Here is a 19,610-nt window from a genome sequence, read left to right as displayed (position 1 = left end):
TGACAGATCTGAACCGCGGCATCCCTGCTGCGGTTTTTTATGTCAGAAACCAAGCTCATCCAGCAGGTCATCAACCTGTGACTGAGATGCCATCACGTTTGTCCCTTTCGGATCAATCTGCGGCCCGTTTTTCAGGCTGTCGACCGGATGTTTGGCGCGGATGTCTGCCGGGGTGTTTTCCATCAGCAGAAACAGCAACTGTTTCTCCGTTTCTTCCACCACTTCCATCATTTTTTTCACGACCTGACCGGTCAGATCCTGGAAATCCTGTGCCATCATAATTTCCAGCAGCTCACTTTTGGTTACCGCACTGCCGTCAATCACCCGGCGGATAAAGGCCAGGGTGGATTCCTGCAATGCCGGATCAACCTCCGCGGACGGGCAGGATTGCCAGCGCGCCTGCAAATCCAGGGCATCCTCGTGCATTTTTACCTGTAACGGCTTGATGGTATCGATGCCGTTGAGCGTTTTTTCCGCCGCCTGTGCGGTCATCTGAGCGATGTAACGCAGTCTGTCTTTTCCGTCCGGAATTGTCGCGACCGCCTGCTGCACGCCCTTTTCTAATCCCAGTTCACGCATGCTTTCTCTTAACATCCTCGTTAAAAAACCGACTCTGGTGATGATCTGTTTTAAGTCATCATCACTGTTTTTGTTTCTGTCCGTTGATTTATTTTCCGTCATCCTGCTTTCCTTCTGCTGATTCCTCTCAGTTCAGACCCATCTTTTCGAAAACTTTATTCAGTTTTTCCTCGAGGATCGCGGCGGTGAACGGCTTGACAACATAACCGCTGGCACCGGCCTGAGCGGCGGCAATAATGTTTTCTTTTTTCGCTTCGGCGGTCACCATCATGACCGGGATGTGTTTGAGCGCATCATCCGCACGGATGGTTTTCAGCAGCTCCAGTCCGTCCATGTTCGGCATGTTCCAGTCCGCCACCACGAAATCAATCTGACCCGCCCGGATTTTCTCCAGGGCATCCACACCGTCTTCCGCCTCTTCAATTTTGTTGTATCCCAACTCTTTTAAGAGGTTACGCACGATACGGCGCATAGTGGAAAAATCATCAACTACCAGAAAATTCAAATCTTTAGCGGCCATAACCACTCCTGCAATAATACAATGAATAAATACAATGAATAATTACCGGTTCCGTCAGGCGGAAACGGCAGCAAGTCTGCCCAGCACACTAGGGGCAATTTTGACGAGATCCTGAATTTCATCGACTGCATTCAGTTCAATCGCCGCTCTCGGCATGCCGAAGACCACACAGCTGCGCTCATCCTGGGCGTAAGTGACCGCCCCTTTCTGCCGCAGATTCAGCATACCGCGCGCACCATCCATACCCATACCGGTCAGCAGTACCGCGATACATTTGCGTGCGGCACATTCGGCCACTGAATCAAACAGCACATCCACGGACGGACGGTGACGGTTCACCGGCGGAGTCTGCTGAAGCACCACCTGGTATCCGTGGCCTTTATCCGCGATCAGCATATGCGCATCCCCCGGGGCAATATAGGCATGCCCTTTGAGCAGCACATCACCGTGTTCCGCCTCTTTTACTGTCAGCGCACAGAGCTTGTTCAGGCGCTCGGCAAATGAGCGGGTAAAACCGGCCGGCATATGCTGGGTGATCACCACCGGCGGACACTCCGGCGGCAGCATCTCCAGGAACTGACGGATAGCTTCGGTACCGCCGGTTGACGCGCCTACCGCAATCAGGCGGTTGTGGCAGACATACGATGACAGCGGTTTGCTTATCACCGCCGGTGCTGCTGTCACTTTTTCCTGACGGCGGAAGCGGTTACCCTGCGTGATTTTTGACATCGCCGCCGCACGGATTTTTTCACCGATAAGGTCGCGGTAGCTCATCATGGTTTCACGAATTCCGATTTGCGGTTTGGTGACAAAATCCACCGCGCCCAGTTCCAGGGCTTTCAGGGTCACTTCCGAGCCTTTGGAGGTCAGCGTGGACACCATCACCACCGGCACCGGGTGCAGGCGCATCAGTTTTTCCAGAAAATCGATGCCGTCCATCCGCGGCATTTCCACATCCAGTGTCACCACATCCGGTTCATGCTGTTTAATCAGATCACGCGCGACGTACGGATCAGGTGCCACGTCCACCACAGTCATATCCGGATGGCTGTTAATAATTTCACGCATTAACTGACGCATCAGCGCCGAGTCATCAACGCAAAGCACTTTTATTTTTTTCATCACTTCTCCCGGCAGCCTGAATGCTGTAAACGGTCTGTCCTCTGATGACATAACGCGAAGAGAGCTGTGATAAGTTCTCCGAGTGTCCGATAAACAGCAGCCCGTCAGGCTTCAGTAACGGAACAAAACGTTCCAGTAGTTGTTTCTGCATGTCCTTATCAAAATAAATCATGACATTACGACAAAATATGGCATCAAACTGTCCCTGAAACTGCCAGTCGTTGTCCGTCAGATTCAGATAACGGAAATCAATCATCCGGCCGAGCGCCGGTTTAACCCGGGCATAGCCTTCATATTCCCCGACCCCTTTCATAAAATGGCGCTGACGCTGAAGGGCGTTGAGGTTTTTCAGCTCTTCGATACGGTAGACACCCTTGCGGGCCTTATCCAGAACTTCGGTATCGATATCACTGGCGATCACTTTGGCATTCATGGCGTTCGCACCGAGAACATCACTGAGTGTCATGGCGATCGAATACGGTTCTTCCCCTGTCGATGCGGCCGCACACCAGATAGAGATCGGCTGGTTACGGCGGGGACGGATAAAATCAGTCAGTGTCTGAAAGTGATGAGGCTCCCGGAAAAATGCGGTTAAATTGGTGGTCATAGCATTAATAAAAGCCTGCCATTCCGGGTGCAGCGGCTCCCGTTCCAGCAAACGCAGATACTCGGCGAATGTGCTCATATTGCAGTCTCTGAGCCGCTTTAACAGGCGGTTGTAGACCATATTCTTTTTATTCATGCTAAGGACGATGCCTGACTTTTTATGAATAAACCGGCACACCCGACCAAACTCATCATCTGTGAGTGGTTCTATCTGTGGCGCAAAAAGCATCGTACTTGTTGTCCTTTCGGTAAAAACGATTCAGTGACAGTTTCAATACAAACCAATCAGTTACCGCCCGCCGCGGGTCTGCGATACGAACCGGGGCGGGCGGGGATCAGCAGAACCGTCAGCCGGCAAAGCCGGACTGCATGCCCTTGTTCTCCGGCAGCTCAAAGAAAGCGACCGTATCGACCAGGTTATTCGCCTGATCCTCCAGTGCGGCTGTCGCCCCTGTTGACTGCTCAACCAGTGCGGCGTTCTGCTGGGTCACCAGATCCATCTGGCTGACGGCGGTTGCCACCTGTTCGATACCGCGGCTCTGCTCGTTGGAGGCAGACGCGATTTCGCTCATCAGTTCCGTCACCTGGTTCACGGCAGTGACCAGTTCTTCCATTGTCTTGCCGGCGCTGTCCACCAGCTGGGTTCCCTGACCGACACGGTCAACAGATTCATCAATCAGGGACTTAATCTCTTTTGCCGCTTCCGCACTGCGCTGTGCCAGCGCACGAACCTCACCGGCGACCACGGAGAATCCGCGTCCCTGCTCACCGGCACGGGCCGCTTCCACGGCAGCGTTCAGGGCAAGGATGTTGGTCTGGAAGGCAATGCCGTCGATCACGCTGATAATGGCGCTGATTTTCTGCGAACTGTTGGCAATCGAGGTCATGGTTTCGATCACGCTGTCCGTGATCTGGCCACCGCGGCTGGCGGTTTTCGATGCCGTGACCGCAAGTTCACTGGCCTGACGGGCGTTGTCAGCGTTCTGTTTCACCGTCGCGGTCAACTCTTCCATACTGGCGGCGGTTTCTTCCAGCGATGCAGCCTGCTGTTCTGTACGCGATGATAAATTATTATTGCCCAGCGCAATCTCGCGAATTCCGGTATACATTTGGTCTGTATTCAGACGAACGTTTGAGACAGATTCTGCCAGTGATTCCTGCATCAGTTTAAGCTGGCCGAATACCACTCCGATTTCATCGCGGGTGGTCACTTCTATTTTCTGGTTCAGTTTGCCCTGAGCAACCTGCATAAAATGCTCGCTCATGCTGGTCAGCGGGTTAATCACTTTGTGACGCATCCAGAAATGGGCCAGGCCGGAAATCAGCAGAATGGTGGCGGTGACGCAAAAGAACATGATCCACGCCAGACGGTTATAGAAGGTGCCGGACTCAATCGCACTGCGGCTTTCCTCATCCAGCAGAGCCAGATAATCATTGACCACAGCACCCATTTTATCCTGATACATCTGAGTCGGATGTTCCACATACGCCGGGATATTGGCGTTATCAATGTAACCACGCAGTTCTTTGATGACACTGAGGTAAGACTGGTACTGCTCCTCAATGCCGGCAAAATCCTCTTTCTCACTGAGAACCGGCTGGGATTTGAAGTTATTGTAATCTTCCGCTGCTTTCTCCAGCAGTAAATCAAACGCCGCTTTAACCTGGCGGATATCGCTCTCCTCAGAGCCGACTTTGATATGCACAACAACCTGGGTAAGCAGGTTACGGGCCTGCATCAGATCTTCATAAGAAGACACCAGCAAAGCCCGTTTTTTTGAGCCGAGATCGACCCGTTCCAGTGATGATAATTCTGATGAAACAATCCCCAGCGATAATCCGCTGGACACTATCTGCATACCGCAAAAGAAAATAAGCAACAGATATAAACTGACAGAAATCCGTATTCTCTTACCAAACATAATGCTATCCCCACTGCGTCCGGCCGGGCTCACCTGCTTCAATTATTATTATCGCTGTGATGCACAAAAGCGCCGTCAGGTTTCCCTGACAGCGCAAAGCACAGACGCGTCGTTAAAAAGTTTCCCAATTGTCATCATCTTGGTGATTCTTCGATGATATTTTGCTGAGATCCGGGGTTTTCACGACATTGGAAATCGTTCTTGCCGCCGGTTCAGTATGTTTATCGTCCTTGTGTTTCAGGGCCGGTAAACGGAAAATAGCTATCAGTTGTGACAGTTTCGCCACCTGTTCTTCCAGCACATTTGCCGCCACCGCAGATTGCTCAACCAGTGAGGCGTTCTGCTGCGTCACTTTGTCCATTTCGGCAACTGCAATACTGACCTGTGAAATACCTTTACTCTGCTCATCGGATGCGGTGGCGATATGCGCCATAATATCGGTGACCCGAGTGACGGATTCCACAATCCGGGTCATGGTTTTACCGGCATCTTCTGCCTGACGGGCACCGGTTCCGGTACGGGATACCGAATCTTCGATGAGGATTTTGATCTCTTTCGCCGCATCCGCGCTGCGCTGCGCCAGGTTACGGACTTCATCCGCCACCACCGCAAAACCACGGCCGTGTTCACCGGCACGGGCGGCTTCAACCGCCGCGTTCAGTGCCAGGATATTGGTCTGGAACGCAATGCTGTCGATAACAGCGGTGATATCGGAAATTTTCTGGGAACTGTCAGCGATATTCAGCATGGTATTGACCACGTTGGACACCACTTTGCCGCCTTCACGGGCAATCTCGGACGCCTGACCGGCGAACTCACTGGCCTGATGGGCATATTCGGTGTTCTGTTTCACCGTTGCGGTCAGTTCTTCCATACTGGCGGCTGTCTCTTCCAGACAGGCAACCTGCTCCTGGGTACGGGCGGACAAATCATTGTTACCGGCGGCGATTTCGCTGGTTCCCTGATAGATGTTTTCACTGCCGTCACGCACACCGCGCACCGTATTAATCAGCTCCTGCTGCATGTGCTGCACACCGCGGCCGAGATCAGCGATTTCATTATGGCCGTTGACAGGCACTGTCGGAGTCAGGTCACCGGCAGCAAACACTTTGATACGATCAACCAGGCCATTAAGAGGATGAATAATCCCGCGCTGTACATAGCGATAACTGATGATACCGATCAGCGCGAGGATAACCGCCAGTGCAATCAGCATATACAGTGATTCACTGAAGTTATCTTCCGCATTCTGCACTTCACCCCGGAATGCCACCGAAATGCTGTCGAAATACGAATTAAACTGCTCTTCGAATTTCATCTGATAGCCGGATGTGGCATAGGTGTAGAACTGTTCCAGCTGGTCTTCCCGGACGTAGGACATCAGCCGGGTCAGCGCATTACGGTAGGTTTCATAGGTGGAAAGCAGTTTTTCAAACTTAGCCTTGTCGTAACTGGTGCCTTCCATCATTTTCATATAGCGGGCATACGCGGCATCCGCATCTGCTAACTGACGGGTGGCTTGTTTGATCAGCTCGTCCGGGGTGGCATCGTCTTTAAAAGTGTGCTCTCTGAGCAGAAAACCGTTTGCAGCCCGGTTTAAATTGGCGCGGGCCTGGATCAGGTTAACCCAGCTCTGGGTAAGTACCTGTCTCTGGCTCTGAAGTGAATCCAAAAAATGAATACTGTCGCGGTTTTCACCCAGTTTGCTGAACATCAGTCCGCTGGATGCCAGCTGCAACAGTACGAATATAAGAATAACGGATAAAAGCCCTGATACAATTTTAATTCTGCTATACATAATTTTCTACTGGCATAGTGTTATTGTATTTTTGATATCGGTCACACGACAAAAAACTTTAGTGATGGATTAACCAAAACTATATGGCTGAATTATCATTCAGCCATGCTGTCGATCAGTGCCATTTCCTCGCTGGAAAGCAGCTTTTCGATATCAACCAGAATCAGCATCCGCTCACCGATAGTACCCAAACCGGTCAGATACTGTGTCGATAAAGTGACCGCAAAATCCGGAGCCGGTGCAATCTGTTCATCTTTAAGCACCAGCACGTCAGACACGCCGTCCACCACAATACCGACCACGCGATCTTTCAGATTGACCACAATCACCACGGTGTTGTCGTTGTACGTGACGTTCTGATGGGAGAACTTCACCCGCAGATCAATAATCGGAATGATCACGCCGCGTAAGTTAGTGACACCCTTAATAAAATCCGGGGTATTCGCAATACGGGTGACCTGCTCATAACCACGGATTTCCTGTACTTTCAGGATCTCAATGCCATACTCTTCTTCACCCAGCGTAAAAATCAGATACCCTTCGCCGTTTTTCTCTTCATCGAGTTTGTTTAAATCTTCATCCATCATCGACATGGTTATTTACCTTTGTTTATTGCATCACGACGTGTGACGTGTTCAGTTTCTTTTTGCACAAAATTTCGTTGTTCATTCTCTGCAATTCCGCCACATCAATAATCAGTGCAACGGAACCGTCGCCCATGATAGTGGCTGCGGAGATCCCCGGAATTTTGCGGTAATTACTTTCAACATTTTTCACCACCACCTGCTGCTGTCCGATCAGTCTGTCCACCAGCAGCGCGTAACGGTTACCGGCGTTCTGAACAATCAGAGCGATACTTTTTGCCAGATCATGCTCAGCCTCTTTAATGCCGAAGACCTTGTGCATTTCGACCAGCGGCAGATATTCACCGCGGACCAGCAGCATTTTTTCCTCACCGGCAAGGCGGTAAATATCTTCCTGACGCGGCTGGAGAGTACTGATAATGGCGCTGAGCGGTACAATAAAGACATCATCAGCCACTTTGACGGACATGCCGTCGAGAATTGCCAGTGTCAGCGGCAGCAGAATCCGGGTTACGGTACCGCGGCCCTCGGTGAAACCAATCTGAATACGGCCACCCATATCCTGGATGTTCCGTTTCACCACATCCATGCCCACACCACGGCCGGACACATCGGTGATGACTTCAGCAGTGGAGAAACCCGGCGCCATAATCAGCATCGCGATTTCATCGTTGGTCATGTTGTCGTGCACATCCATACCCTGCTGGCGGGCTTTGGCCAGGATGCGTTCCCGGTTCAGACCGGCGCCGTCATCCCGCACTTCAATGCAGATATTGCCGCTCTGATGTTCCGCCGCCAGGGTCAGCGTGCCGGCTTCCGGTTTGCCGTTGGCCGCACGGACTTCCGGTTTTTCAATACCGTGGTCGAGACTGTTACGCACAAGATGTGTCAGCGGATCGATAATCCGCTCAATCAGGCTCTTATCGAGTTCGGTGGAACTGCCCTCCACTTTCAGTTCGATTTTCTTATTCAGTTTTGAGGCGATATCGCGCACCATGCGCGGGAAGCGGCTGAAGACATAATCCATCGGCATCATACGGATGGACATAACGGATTCCTGAAGTGCACGTGAGTTGCGTTCCAGTTGCACAATAGAACTGAGCAGATCCGCATATTCAGCCTGATCCACCTGCTGGCTGTGCTGGGTCAGCATGGACTGGATAATCACCAGCTCACCGACGAGGTTGATCAGCTGATCCACTTTCTCCACCGCCACACGGATACTGCCGCTGTCACCTTTGTTTTTTGCAGCTGCAGCCGGTGCTTTACGGGCTGCCGGTGCAGCAGATGATGCCGCCGGTACCGCCGCGGCAGCCGGTGCGCTGACTGTTTCCGCTTCCGGCTCTGCCGGAGTGCTGTCTGCGGCCAGAATGGCGGCTAATTCCGCTGCCGGAGTTTCTTCATAAGCAATCTGTGAATCATCCACCACAAAACAGAGCACTCCGCTGATGTCATCAATTGCGGTATTGGTGCCCAGCCAGACTTTCAGGGTATCGGTGCCCTGTTCGGTTTTGTATACCGTGCCGAACAGTGACAATTCATCCGCCAGCAAAGCGACTTCACTTTCTTTCAGCTTACTGAGCGTGAAAGTGAAATGATGTGAAAAACCGGTTTCCGTTACCGTGCCGGTATCTTGCGCAGCCGGGGTATCCTCTGCGGCTTTGCTGACAGCTTGCGGTGCGGCAGTTTCTGTGACAGCCACAGTATCGGCCACACTCTGTTCCACATGCCCGAGCACTTCACAGATCCGGTTAAAGCTCTCTTCATCCGGCAGAGTGTCGCTCTTATAGGCATCCAGCTGTGAGCCCATCACATCTTTGGTATCGAGGAAAACGTCAATAATATCCGGCGTCAGCGTCAGTTCATCGTGGCGGGCTTTATCGAGCAGGTTTTCCAGCGTGTGTGTGGTTTTCTGCAACAGCGTGAAGCCGAATGTTGCCGCACCACCTTTAATGGAGTGTGCGCTGCGGAAGATAGCATTGAGCTGTTCATTGTCCGGTTCCCGGGGATCAAGTTCCAGCAGGTGCTGTTCCATATCCCGGAGCAGCTCATCGGCTTCATCGAAGAATGTTTGATAAAACTCGGTTATATCCATCGCGGTTATCCAATTTTTTCTTGTGTTACGGCTGACAGGTACTGCCGGAAATCCGGCAGTACCTGTCCATCCTGTTTATTGTGTGGTATCCGCCGCTGCGGCACTGTTCTGCGGCGGCGTCTGATCCGGAGCGACCGGTTCCGGCCCCTCTTCCGGCGGGATCTCCGGCGGTACCGGTGTTTCGCTGCGCGGCGGCAACTGCTTCAGCTGCTGTATATCCGTAACGGGAACGGCCCCTTCATATTCATGGAGGATATTTTCCATCTCCGCTTCATTCAGAACGATGATGCTGATACGGCGGTTCACCGGCGCAAGCCCGTCGTTTTTATCCAGGTGAATAGAGGATGCCATCCCGACCACCCGCAGAATTTTGTTCTCAGCCATACCACCGCGGACCAGTTCACGGCGGGAAGCATTGGCACGCTCGGCAGACAGTTCCCAGTTACTGTAGTTGCCGCCGTTGGCGTACGGCAGGTCATCGGTGTGACCGGAAATACTGATACGATTCGGTACGTCATTCAGAATCGGCGCAATCGCCCGCAGAATATCCCGCATATACGGTTCAACATGGGTCGAGCCGACCATAAACATCGGACGGTTGGCACTGTCCACAATCTGGATCCGCAGCCCGTCATCCGTGGTATCAATCAGCAGATGCGGTTTCAGTTCATTCAGCCGCGGGTCTTTAAGAATGGCCTGTTCCAAATCCTGTTTCAGTTTCTCAAAACGACCGGCGTCATCCTGTCCCTGCTGATCCTGCATGCTGTCAGGGTCCGGCAGAGTGTCACCCTCTTTATAAATAATGTCTTTGCCGCCGCCCGGAATCGGATTGGTCGCATCCCCGGTTTTTGTTCCCGGGTTGATGGCCGTTTTCAGCGGCGTGCGGAAGTATTCCGCAATCTGAGTCAGTTCCTGCGGGCTGGAGATAGAAATCAGCCACATCACCAGGAAGAACGCCATCATGGCGGTCATAAAGTCAGCATAAGCAATCTTCCATGACCCGCCGTGTCCGCCGCCGTGCCCGTGACTGCCCCGCTTTTTGACGCGGATAATATGCGTATTGCCCGGTTTCATCGTCCGTTTACTCCCCGTCCTGCGCTTCGGTACGGTGGCTGACTTTTACCTCACGGACTTTATCTTCCAGCTCGGTAAAGGACGGACGATCTGCGCTGAACAGCACTTTACGGCCGAATTCAACGGCGATTTGCGGCGGGTAACCCTGTAAGGAAGAAAGGAAAGTCACTTTGATGCATTCCAGCATTTTCAGCTGTTCACCACTGCGCAGGCGGATCAGTGACGCCAGCGGCAGAATAAAGCCATACGCAACGAGAATACCGAGGAATGTCCCGACCATTGCATGCGCAATCAGCGCCCCCAGTTCACCGGCCGGACGGTCGGCAGAACCCAGTGCGTTCACCACGCCGAGGACGGCGGCAACAATACCGAATGCAGGCATGGAATCCCCGACCATATTCAGGCCGGAAGCAGGCACTTCGCTCTCCTGACGGAATGTTTCCAGCTCTTCATCCATCAGTGCTTCAATTTCATGACTTTGCAGGTTACTGGTGATCATCAGGCGCAGATAATCCACCAGAAACATCAGTGCGGCCTGATCTTTAAGAATGCGCGGGTACTGGGAAAAAATATCGCTCTCCTGCGGATTCTCGATATCTTTTTCCAGGGCCAGCAGCCCCTGCTGGCGGGATTTATTAAGAAGCTGGAACAACAGCGCCATCAAATCCATTGACATCGCTTTGTTGTAGGAGGAGCGGCGGAACAGACGCGGCAGCACTTTACCCAGGGCAACAATGGATTTTCCGCTGTTACCGACGACAAATGCGCCAAATCCGGCACCTAAAATAATAACAAATTCAGCGGGTTGATAAAGTGCGCCCATGTGGCCGCCAACCATCAGATAGCCGCCGATGACCGTGCCCGTAACAATGATGTATCCGATGAGTATTAACACGCTATTCCCTTTAACTCAGTTAAGTATCGGATGGCTGTCAAAGGGCACTTTCAGGAAGGACAGGCAAAACGAATTTGCCTGTTTACCAAATCAATCCAGTCACATTACCGCTTTGGCAATGCCATCCTCTCGATATAGCGTAATATCGGCGGGAAGTGAGGAAAGTTTACGTTTTTTTATTGCCCGTGAAGGCGGCTGGCATAAACTGCAGGTAAAGCTGTTTTCAGGGATGTGAGCGTAGGTGACAAATGACCCGCTGCAGCAGCGGCAGACAGAACGCTGCAGCATTCCGCTCTCCACAAACCGCACCAGTGTCCAGGCACGGGTCAGTGCCAGCAGCGGCTCTTCACCGGGAGCCGGCGGACACTGCTCCAGGTACAGCCGGTACGCCTTTACTATCACATCAACACCGGAGCACTGTCCGCTGTTCATCAGGAACTCATAAGCATTATAAAACATGGAGGCGTGAATATTCTGTTCCCATGTCATAAACCAGTCTGTGGAAAACGGCAGCATCCCTTTCGGGGGAGGACATCCGCGCAGCTCTTTGTACAGGCGGATAAGACGTCCGCGACTGATTTGAGTTTCACTTTCCAACATCTGAAGACGAGCACCCAGAGAGATTAATTCCATCGCGAGACGGATATCCTGAGCCTCTTTGATGATACTTTTTTCGGCCATGATACTTATCTTTTTCTTGCGTGTGAGTCAGTGCCAGCCGCGCCGTGCGTTTGCAGCAGGCGGGTTGACAGTAAAATTCCGGTATGAACCTGTTGTAATTCATCCACGCGGGAATCACGTGTGAGTTTTTCAATGGTTTCGCTGCTCTCAAATCTGAACTGACAGATTAGCTGGTTGGTTTCTGCCAGTTTGACCAATTGAGAGAGCGTAAGGTTTGCTAACGTAGTTGCCATTGCATCGTTAATGCCTAAGCGGAACATGGCAGAAGCTTTTTCCTGAGCAATAAGTTTTTGGGCTAACAGCAGGTATGAGAGGTTAATATCATAAATATGCTTCAGAAAATCAGTCGTCTGGCTCATTTTTTATCCTATCCGAATATCAGCAGCATCAAAGTACAGCAGAAACTATCTCCGGCGCTGTGTGATACCGGAGATCCTGTTTTACGTAATGTTATAAATACCGGAGGAGCTCATTCCATTGTTTACTGCCAATCCATATAAATATCCGGCATGCGTGCGAAACACACAAAAGTAAACTTAAATTAAATACACATCAGGAATACCTGTAAACAATAAAAGTAACGATTAAAATCAGCACCAGCTTATTTAATGTCTGAATCATCTTATATCATTTATAGACGTTATTTATTATGCACCACAAAATTAACTATTCAAGCCACTGATGTTTGTTTTTATCTCAGAAAGATAAATATCCCACCATGCATTAGTACAATTTTACTATTAATTATATTTTGTCTCAACATATCTCAAATACCCACCGCACTTATCACCCCCTAAGTCAAATGCCAGTAATCTTTAGGTAAATATGACTCAAAATACGTGTCGGCTAAGTCCTTTGCACCATGCATATAATGAATACAGATATATTGATACAGATCAAATGGTCTTATTAGGAAAGTCTGCTTTATGCCATAGCCGCGGGGAATACTTGGCAAAAATGGCGGTGTAAAATACTTATTTTTAACCGGTATGGTGATATATCGTACGCTTTAGTTCATTTTTACCTGGTTTATGACCACGTTATAACAAAGTGTAACCATGAACATTTCAGATACCCTGCGCAGATCAATGTTTAGTAATTTTTAACAAAAAATGGGCTGTTTATGACATTAAACATAAAATTATCTTATGTTAATGAGGGTTCTTTATTTAGCAGAGAAGCAATTAAAGATTAAATGAATTTAATTCATTCTTGAGGTTTTCTATTCCGGATGTGCTTTATTTCTTTTAAAAGAATAATGCCTTTTTCTTTTTATATGCTCACTTATTTGTCTTTTCGGAGCGTATAAGGTTATGTATATACGTTCAGATGATACTTTTATAAACTAAACCGCCTCTCCGATTATCTGCCTTTGCTTCTGAAAGGTACATTACCACCCGTTTGTCACAGAAATGTCATTACGTCATCACAATCCCGGTATTTTCCTATTAGCAAAGTCGTTAATTAAATGTAGCATAGATACCGTCAGATAATCCTGAAGTAATCACCTTCAATATAGTAACATATAGTTACTATATACTTTTTTTTTTACAAATTAGAGTAGTATTACGGTTGTCCCCGGATTTTGGATAAACATTTCATCCTGTTCCGCCCGGTACGGAGATACATTTTTTCTGTCACACCCGGAATAAGTAAGCAGATCAAAATTTTCAGTTTTTTGCTTTTTATGTCAGCGACAGATTGCCGGGAAAAAAGTACCACCTTGTGATTACCATCACGATTTATCACCATTTTTCTGAAAACTTTCTTAAATCCGGGCAGGCCGTTATGATGAAAATCGTGTTTTTCATCCCGGGATCCCGCTTCACCCCCACGAAAAATCAGCTGTAGTGTGACACTGATCAGGTGATTTCTATCCGCCGGACAGCTGAGGATTTAGTTCTTTATTCTTAAAATAAGTAAAAAACACTCTGCATCCCTATCAAAAATTATCGCTAAATATGAATATTCTGTTGATACACAGAATAAAGCCGGTGGATTTACCCCCGGCTGAATCTTAAGAATTTATTAAAATAATCACGGTAGTCACTGTATAGCGCACAAAAAGTATCAAACCGGCAGTTCAGATGCAATCATCCAGTTTACTGCACTGACACTTCTTTCCAGACTGACCCGGCAGACAATACCTTCAATCTCTTTTTGCTCTGCCGGTGTCGCACGAACTTCGGCACAAACCTCCAGTTTGCCGCCGGTTGTATCTGCACTGCTGAGTGAGTGCAGCCGGACATGTGAACCATTCAGCGCCTGAAGGATCACCGTTCTGACCAGAATTTCATCTTTTTCATGACAGATAACCCGGATTTTGTAGTCCTGTACGAGATCTGTGGCGTGAATAACCGGCCGTGCATTGATACGCTGCGCAGCTTCCCGCAGCAAAATATTAGCGCATAAGATCACCAGTGCAGCTGTCAACGCCGGACCAAACTCCCCCAGTCCGCACAGCACGCCAATACCGGCAGAGCACCATAATGTGGCGGCCGTGTTCAGTCCGCGGATATTCATACCTTCACGCATAATCACCCCGGCACCCAGAAAACCGATCCCGGAAACCACCTGTGCGGCTATCCGGCCCGGACTATCCGGTGATGTCGTGACAGAACTTAAGATAAATACAGCGGCACCTACTGCCACCAAAGCATTGGTCCGCAGACCGGCCATCCGCTGACGCCACTGGCGCTCCGCACCAATCAGCGCGCCAAGTGCCAGCGCAGCCAGTAAATTGAGTAAATAAGGAATTGCAAACATAGTAACCTCCACCCGAAAGACGCAACAGCGTCAGGTGTTAACAGCAGAAAATGTAAAAATAACGAAAGAATTCTGCTCAGTAACCAGGAGGAAAGAGTGCGTGAGAAACGATAAACATACTGCATACCTGTCGCAGTGATACAACCGGGAACCGGCAGATCATCTGTAATTATAAAAAGTGCAGTACCGCAGAGAGGTGCTGCCCGCCATCATCGTACCGGCAGACAGTTTCAGAAAAGAAAGGTGTGCCGGATCAGTTATTAATTGAGTGATAACTGTGACTGTCCAAATCTGGGTCCTCTGTTCAGAAAAGATGCGCGGAGTATAGGGTGTCCGCAAAAATATGTAAAGTCAGAAATTATTTTTCGGCGTGATGAATACACCATCCCCGCCCTCCTTTTCATTGAAGAACCAGATGCCGTCCGGATATTCCGGCAGAGCCACCAGATACATCACACCTTCACTAAAAGGTTCGATCAGTAATATCCGGCCTTCGCGGGGCTCATCCGCATCCGTTTTGACATAAACGGTGTCGTTAATCTGCATAATCCGGCTCCCGGTGATCATAATAAGGTGATAGATATAAAAAAAAGATATAAAAAAAGCCTGCCACTTACGCGGCAGGCTTGGAATTCGGTTTGGCTATATCTTACAGCGGAGTTACGTTAGCTGCAGCCGGGCCTTTAGCACCATTCTCGATGGTGAATTCTACTTGTTGGCCTTCGCCCAGGGTTTTGAAACCTGCGCCTTGAATGGCAGAGAAGTGAACGAAAACATCTTTGCTGCCATCAGCTGGAGTGATGAAACCAAAGCCTTTAGATTCGTTGAACCACTTAACTTGACCTTTCATTTTGTCAGACATGTGACTTTCCTATATATAAATAAATGCATTGCCATTTTGGCAGGTACTGGCCGGAAGCAAAAACTAAATGGAGGCACACAGCATATGAAACGGTCAAAGGCTATCCTGGATAACACTCAACTTAAACGCTCAAACTCAGTTGTCATACATAAAGCTGCTCTTTTTAGGGCCGCAAACATTAACTCATGAGTGGGGATGAATAGCAACTGATTTATTGCCGTGAATTTTAAAAAAAGTGAAAGAGCTCATATTTATTAACTTTTATCCGGCTAATTGTCTGCGAATTCAGCAAATTGAGCTGCCGGACGCACCTGATTTAACAGCAGTAAGACTATTCTTAATAATCCTTACAACATAACAGTTATTCCTCACAAACGCCGTAACTGTTCTGCGCGGTTGTGTTCCGGACATGTTAATATAATGTATCAGAACAGCAGCAGACCTCCGGAGGTCATTCTATGGATGTCGTCAGAACACTAATTACCGGCGCTCTTGATAATATCAACCAGCGTGAGAAGCGGGACGGGAAACCCCGCTTCAGCAGTCATTTTATCCGCACCTATCCTTATTTATGTCTGGCGATGGTCGTATCCTATCTCGTGCTGGGTGTTCTTATTTATTATGCACCCTACTTCGGTTTTTACTGGCTGCTCGGTTTCAGCGCCCTGTTCCTGGTAATGGCCACGGTTTTACTTTTTGAAGTTAAGCCCGTTTACCGTTTTTCCGATATCGGCGTACTGGATTTACGGGTGTGCTATAACGGCGAATGGTTTGTCAGCGAAGCCGTGCCGCAGGAAACACTGGCCGCAATACTGAGTCACCCTCAGGTCAGCGATACACTGAAGCAGGATATCCGCCATATGACAGAGACAAAAGGTACAATGTCGTTTTATGACCTGCATCTGATGGCTTATCCGGAAGAACACCCGGAAAAACCACGCTCTCACTGGATGAAAGGTGCGGCTTAACCCTCTGTTTATGCCTGTTTTTTATTCACCCGGGTTACTTGCTGAGCAAACGGTATAAAATTGTTTTTTTCCCGTTGACACAACCGGGTCACCCCGTTAATATGCGCCTCGTTCCCAAGGGAACACGCTTCCTCCATAGTTCAGTCGGTAGAACGGCGGACTGTTAATCCGTATGTCGCTGGTTCGAGTCCAGCTGGAGGAGCCAGATTTAAGAGCCCGCTCACTGAGCGGGCTTTTTGCATTTCTGCCCCTGCTTATCTGCAATTGCTCAAGCCTTAGCCACTCAGTCATTTTTTTGCATTTTGCCCTTTACAAGCTGCCGCAGGATAGCTATGATTCACCCCGTTCTCGCGAGAACGCAATTCCTCCATAGTTCAGTCGGTAGAACGGCGGACTGTTAATCCGTATGTCGCTGGTTCGAGTCCAGCTGGAGGAGCCAAATTTAAAAGCCTGCTCACTGAGCGGGCTTTTTTCATTTCTGCTGATCATCTGTCTCCCTTATCGCCTTTCCTGTTATCTCCGTCAATTAAAAACCCGGATTTATACCTGTTAACCCTGTGATTTTGATGATTATTCCGCCTGAATGCTCATAAGTACAGCAAACAGATCACATTCCCTGATTTTCGCTTTGACAATCCGTACTGACCGCATTACTATGCACCCCGTTCTCACAGAGAACACGCTTCCTCCATAGTTCAGTCGGTAGAACGGCGGACTGTTAATCCGTATGTCGCTGGTTCGAGTCCAGCTGGAGGAGCCAGATTTAAGAGCCCGCTCACTGAGCGGGCTTTTTGCTTTCTGACACGCCGCCATCTTTTATTTAGCTGTTTTTATTTATCTGTTTTTATTTCCTGTGACTGACTGATTTACAGGCAAAAAATTCCGTTTCACGCTGTTATTTTCCGCAAAGTGATCATAAACAAAGCGAACGATTCAAAAAGTTATTTTTCATTTTGACAAACCCGCACCACCGCACTACTATGCACCCCGCGTTGAAGATATTCCTCCATAGTTCAGTCGGTAGAACGGCGGACTGTTAATCCGTATGTCGCTGGTTCGAGTCCAGCTGGAGGAGCCAACGTTTACCTCTCCTGTTTATTTCTCTGTTTTATCCGCCGTATCCCGTATCAGACCCTGAACATATAATGCGTGCCGTCCGGCAGCTCAACATCAATATTCAGTTTTCCGCCGATAGCGTCCACATAGCGTCTCAGCGTGGATAATTTGACATCACGCCCCGGTTTTTCCATCCCGGCGACCGTCGGCTGTTTGATTCCCAGCGCTTGTGCCATTTCCACCTGTGTTTTGTTCACTTTTTCCCGCAGTTCCGCCAGATGGATATTCAGCAGGATCTCGTCCGCCTGAACCCGTGCTGCTGCCGCAACTTCCGGCTTTTCCTCAGCCAGCAGTTGTCTGAGTGACTTTCCCATTGTTAACTCCTGTTTTCCGGCCTGTTCAGCCATTCTGTATACTCACGGTCAGCCTGCGGGATCATCTGCATATAAAAACGTTTTTCTTTGCCGGTTTTATATCCCGCGCACAGCAAAACACCTCTCCGTTCAGGGTCGAATGCGAAAAATGCCCTTATCGGCTGTCCTTTGCTTTGTATACGTAACTCTTTCATATTCGTATAACGCGAACCTTTCACAGTATCCGCATACGGTCTTGATAAACCGGGTCCGGTCTTCTCCAATACCAGCATCGCCGCCAGTATTGCTGTACGATCCCCGTCATCCTGCTCAGCAAACCACGCTGCAAAATTATCTGTTGTAATTATCTTCCACACGTTATGTCCTTATAATATAGATCAGATGCTATATAGGTGCAAAGCAATAGTGCGGATTTTACAACAGACACCAAAAACAACCGATCAATGATCCCGCTAATCCCGGTACACCTTCAATATTCCCCCGCCTGTTTCTGTAACAACACCGCCGTTTTTCCGCCGGTCACGCAGAAACGCAAATTAACATGGTATTTACCGGCGAATCGTTCTATCATTCTTTTCCGGCTTATGGCACCCGCCATCAGGTTATCCTTTACTTATTTCGGAGCCGGTTCAATGACTCATCCTGTTACTTCCCTGAAAATCCGCCGCCCTGACGACTGGCATATCCATTTCCGTGATGGTGCGATGCTCAGTACTGTTGTGCCTTTTACCAGTGAATTTTTCGGGCGCGCTATTGTGATGCCGAACCTGGTTCCGCCGGTTACCACGACTGATGCCGCAATAGCGTACCGCGATCGCATTCTGGCCGCAGTGCCGCAGGGACACAACTTTACCCCGCTGATGACCTGTTATCTGACCGATAACGCAGATGCGGCAGAGATTGAGCGCGGTTTCCGTGAAGGTGTGTTTACCGCCTGCAAACTGTATCCGGCAAATGCGACCACCAACTCCGCTCACGGCGTGTCGGATATCCGCAATATTTATCCGGTGCTGGAGATGATGTCCCGCAACGGCATGCCGCTGCTGGTGCACGGCGAAGTGACTCACGCCGATATTGATATTTTCGATCGCGAAGCCCGCTTTATCGATGATGTGATGATCCCGCTGCGCCGTGATTTTCCGGCACTGAAAGTGGTTTTTGAACATATCACCACCAAAGATGCCGCGCAGTATGTACTCGGCGGGGATGATAATATCGCCGCCACACTGACACCACAGCATCTGATGTTTAACCGCAACCATATGCTGGTCGGCGGTGTGCGCCCGCATCTGTTCTGTCTGCCGGTACTGAAACGCAATGTGCATCAGGAAGCACTGCGTCAGGCAGTGGCGGGCGGCTGTAAACGTTTCTTCCTCGGCACAGACAGTGCACCTCATGCGCGCCACCGCAAAGAGTCTGCCTGCGGCTGTGCCGGGGTGTTTAATGCCCCGACTGCACTGGCTGCTTATGCCACTGTCTTTGAGGAGATGAATGCGCTGGCACACTTTGAGGCGTTCTGCTCACTGAACGGCCCGGCGTTTTATGGCCTGCCGGTCAATGACGGTTTTGTCGAATTAACCCGCCGGGAAGTTATCACACCGGAAACTATTAACGGTGCAGAGGATATATTAGTTCCTTTCCTGGCCGGAACCGATGCCCGCTGGGATGTAAAAACCTGCCGTTAAGTAATACTGACCGGGTATAAATA

At 49.6% G+C, this 19,610-nt stretch carries 19 protein-coding genes and 4 tRNA genes; 6 read left to right on the top strand and 17 right to left on the bottom strand.

What is annotated here, in order from left to right:
* Positions 1-42: 42 nt before the first annotated feature.
* From AAZR23_RS03045 to cspE, 15 genes are all read right to left on the bottom strand, one after another.
* A complete protein-coding gene (locus tag AAZR23_RS03045; RefSeq protein ID WP_046892438.1) occupies positions 43-681 on the bottom strand; it encodes a protein phosphatase CheZ in 639 nt (212 codons plus the stop codon).
* Between the two features lie 25 nt (positions 682-706).
* Positions 707-1,099: a chemotaxis response regulator CheY gene (gene cheY / locus AAZR23_RS03040; protein ID WP_004236857.1), complete on the bottom strand. Its 393-nt coding sequence runs from the start codon at positions 1,097-1,099 to the stop codon at positions 707-709.
* A gap of 54 nt (positions 1,100-1,153) precedes the next feature.
* Positions 1,154-2,221, bottom strand: a complete 1,068-nt coding sequence (locus AAZR23_RS03035; RefSeq protein ID WP_046892439.1) for a protein-glutamate methylesterase/protein-glutamine glutaminase — start codon at positions 2,219-2,221, stop codon at positions 1,154-1,156.
* A complete protein-coding gene (locus tag AAZR23_RS03030) occupies positions 2,193-3,056 on the bottom strand; it encodes a CheR family methyltransferase (protein ID WP_218428027.1) in 864 nt (287 codons plus the stop codon). Before AAZR23_RS03030 ends, AAZR23_RS03035 begins: the two co-directional genes overlap by 29 nt.
* Before the next feature lie 118 nt (positions 3,057-3,174).
* The gene (locus AAZR23_RS03025; protein ID WP_434690471.1) at positions 3,175-4,749 is read right to left on the bottom strand and encodes a methyl-accepting chemotaxis protein; all 1,575 of its coding nucleotides are present in this window, start codon (positions 4,747-4,749) and stop codon (positions 3,175-3,177) included.
* 112 nt (positions 4,750-4,861) lie between these two features.
* Positions 4,862-6,547, bottom strand: a complete 1,686-nt coding sequence (locus AAZR23_RS03020; protein ID WP_046892442.1) for a methyl-accepting chemotaxis protein — start codon at positions 6,545-6,547, stop codon at positions 4,862-4,864.
* A 95-nt stretch (positions 6,548-6,642) separates the two neighbouring features.
* Entirely contained in the window at positions 6,643-7,140 is a 498-nt protein-coding gene (gene cheW / locus AAZR23_RS03015; protein ID WP_046892443.1) for a chemotaxis protein CheW, read from the bottom strand.
* A gap of 16 nt (positions 7,141-7,156) precedes the next feature.
* Entirely contained in the window at positions 7,157-9,226 is a 2,070-nt protein-coding gene (gene cheA / locus AAZR23_RS03010; RefSeq protein ID WP_434690468.1) for a chemotaxis protein CheA, read from the bottom strand.
* Between the two features lie 75 nt (positions 9,227-9,301).
* The gene (gene motB, locus AAZR23_RS03005) at positions 9,302-10,300 is read right to left on the bottom strand and encodes a flagellar motor protein MotB (protein WP_434690465.1); all 999 of its coding nucleotides are present in this window, start codon (positions 10,298-10,300) and stop codon (positions 9,302-9,304) included.
* Positions 10,301-10,307: 7 nt separating this feature from the next.
* The gene (motA, locus tag AAZR23_RS03000; RefSeq protein ID WP_046892445.1) at positions 10,308-11,195 is read right to left on the bottom strand and encodes a flagellar motor stator protein MotA; all 888 of its coding nucleotides are present in this window, start codon (positions 11,193-11,195) and stop codon (positions 10,308-10,310) included.
* A 99-nt stretch (positions 11,196-11,294) separates the two neighbouring features.
* Entirely contained in the window at positions 11,295-11,876 is a 582-nt protein-coding gene (gene flhC / locus AAZR23_RS02995; RefSeq protein WP_218428022.1) for a flagellar transcriptional regulator FlhC, read from the bottom strand.
* A gap of 5 nt (positions 11,877-11,881) precedes the next feature.
* Positions 11,882-12,235: a flagellar transcriptional regulator FlhD gene (flhD, locus tag AAZR23_RS02990; protein WP_004240016.1), complete on the bottom strand. Its 354-nt coding sequence runs from the start codon at positions 12,233-12,235 to the stop codon at positions 11,882-11,884.
* A gap of 1,711 nt (positions 12,236-13,946) precedes the next feature.
* Complete coding sequence (locus AAZR23_RS02985) at positions 13,947-14,642, bottom strand: MgtC family protein (RefSeq protein WP_046892447.1); 696 nt, start codon at positions 14,640-14,642, stop codon at positions 13,947-13,949.
* Between the two features lie 351 nt (positions 14,643-14,993).
* Positions 14,994-15,188, bottom strand: coding sequence for a protein DsrB (gene dsrB, locus AAZR23_RS02980; protein ID WP_046892448.1), 195 nt, complete (start codon positions 15,186-15,188; stop codon positions 14,994-14,996).
* A gap of 103 nt (positions 15,189-15,291) precedes the next feature.
* Entirely contained in the window at positions 15,292-15,504 is a 213-nt protein-coding gene (gene cspE, locus AAZR23_RS02975) for a transcription antiterminator/RNA stability regulator CspE (protein ID WP_004240014.1), read from the bottom strand.
* A gap of 458 nt (positions 15,505-15,962) precedes the next feature.
* Between cspE and AAZR23_RS02970 the strand changes: the two genes are divergently transcribed.
* The 5 genes from AAZR23_RS02970 to AAZR23_RS02950 all read left to right on the top strand — a co-directional run bounded on the left by AAZR23_RS02970 (position 15,963) and on the right by AAZR23_RS02950 (position 17,550).
* On the top strand, positions 15,963-16,472 hold the full coding sequence (locus AAZR23_RS02970; protein ID WP_434690461.1) for a YlaC family protein: 510 nt from the start codon (positions 15,963-15,965) through the stop codon (positions 16,470-16,472).
* Positions 16,473-16,601: 129 nt separating this feature from the next.
* A tRNA-Asn gene (locus tag AAZR23_RS02965) sits at positions 16,602-16,677 on the top strand.
* Positions 16,678-16,835: 158 nt separating this feature from the next.
* A tRNA-Asn gene (locus AAZR23_RS02960) sits at positions 16,836-16,911 on the top strand.
* 245 nt (positions 16,912-17,156) lie between these two features.
* Positions 17,157-17,232, top strand: a tRNA-Asn gene (locus tag AAZR23_RS02955).
* Positions 17,233-17,474: 242 nt separating this feature from the next.
* Positions 17,475-17,550: transfer RNA gene (locus AAZR23_RS02950), tRNA-Asn, on the top strand.
* 49 nt (positions 17,551-17,599) lie between these two features.
* Here the strand turns inward: AAZR23_RS02950 and AAZR23_RS02945 are convergent.
* Together AAZR23_RS02945 and AAZR23_RS02940 are read right to left on the bottom strand one after the other, a co-directional pair.
* Entirely contained in the window at positions 17,600-17,902 is a 303-nt protein-coding gene (locus tag AAZR23_RS02945; protein ID WP_046892450.1) for a helix-turn-helix domain-containing protein, read from the bottom strand.
* Between the two features lie 2 nt (positions 17,903-17,904).
* Positions 17,905-18,258, bottom strand: coding sequence for a type II toxin-antitoxin system RelE/ParE family toxin (locus AAZR23_RS02940; RefSeq protein ID WP_434690458.1), 354 nt, complete (start codon positions 18,256-18,258; stop codon positions 17,905-17,907).
* A 276-nt stretch (positions 18,259-18,534) separates the two neighbouring features.
* Between AAZR23_RS02940 and pyrC the strand changes: the two genes are divergently transcribed.
* Positions 18,535-19,587 carry a dihydroorotase gene (gene pyrC / locus AAZR23_RS02935; RefSeq protein WP_314048179.1) on the top strand — a complete coding sequence of 351 codons (1,053 nt, stop codon included), beginning with the start codon at positions 18,535-18,537 and terminating at the stop codon, positions 19,585-19,587.
* Positions 19,588-19,610: the final 23 nt, after the last annotated feature.

It is taken from the genome of Morganella sp. Je.2.23 (genome assembly GCF_051129855.1).
GTDB classification, from domain to species: domain Bacteria; phylum Pseudomonadota; class Gammaproteobacteria; order Enterobacterales; family Enterobacteriaceae; genus Morganella; species Morganella sibonii.
Note: the sequence above shows the minus strand (reverse complement) of the source record. Positions and strands in the feature narration are given on the sequence as shown.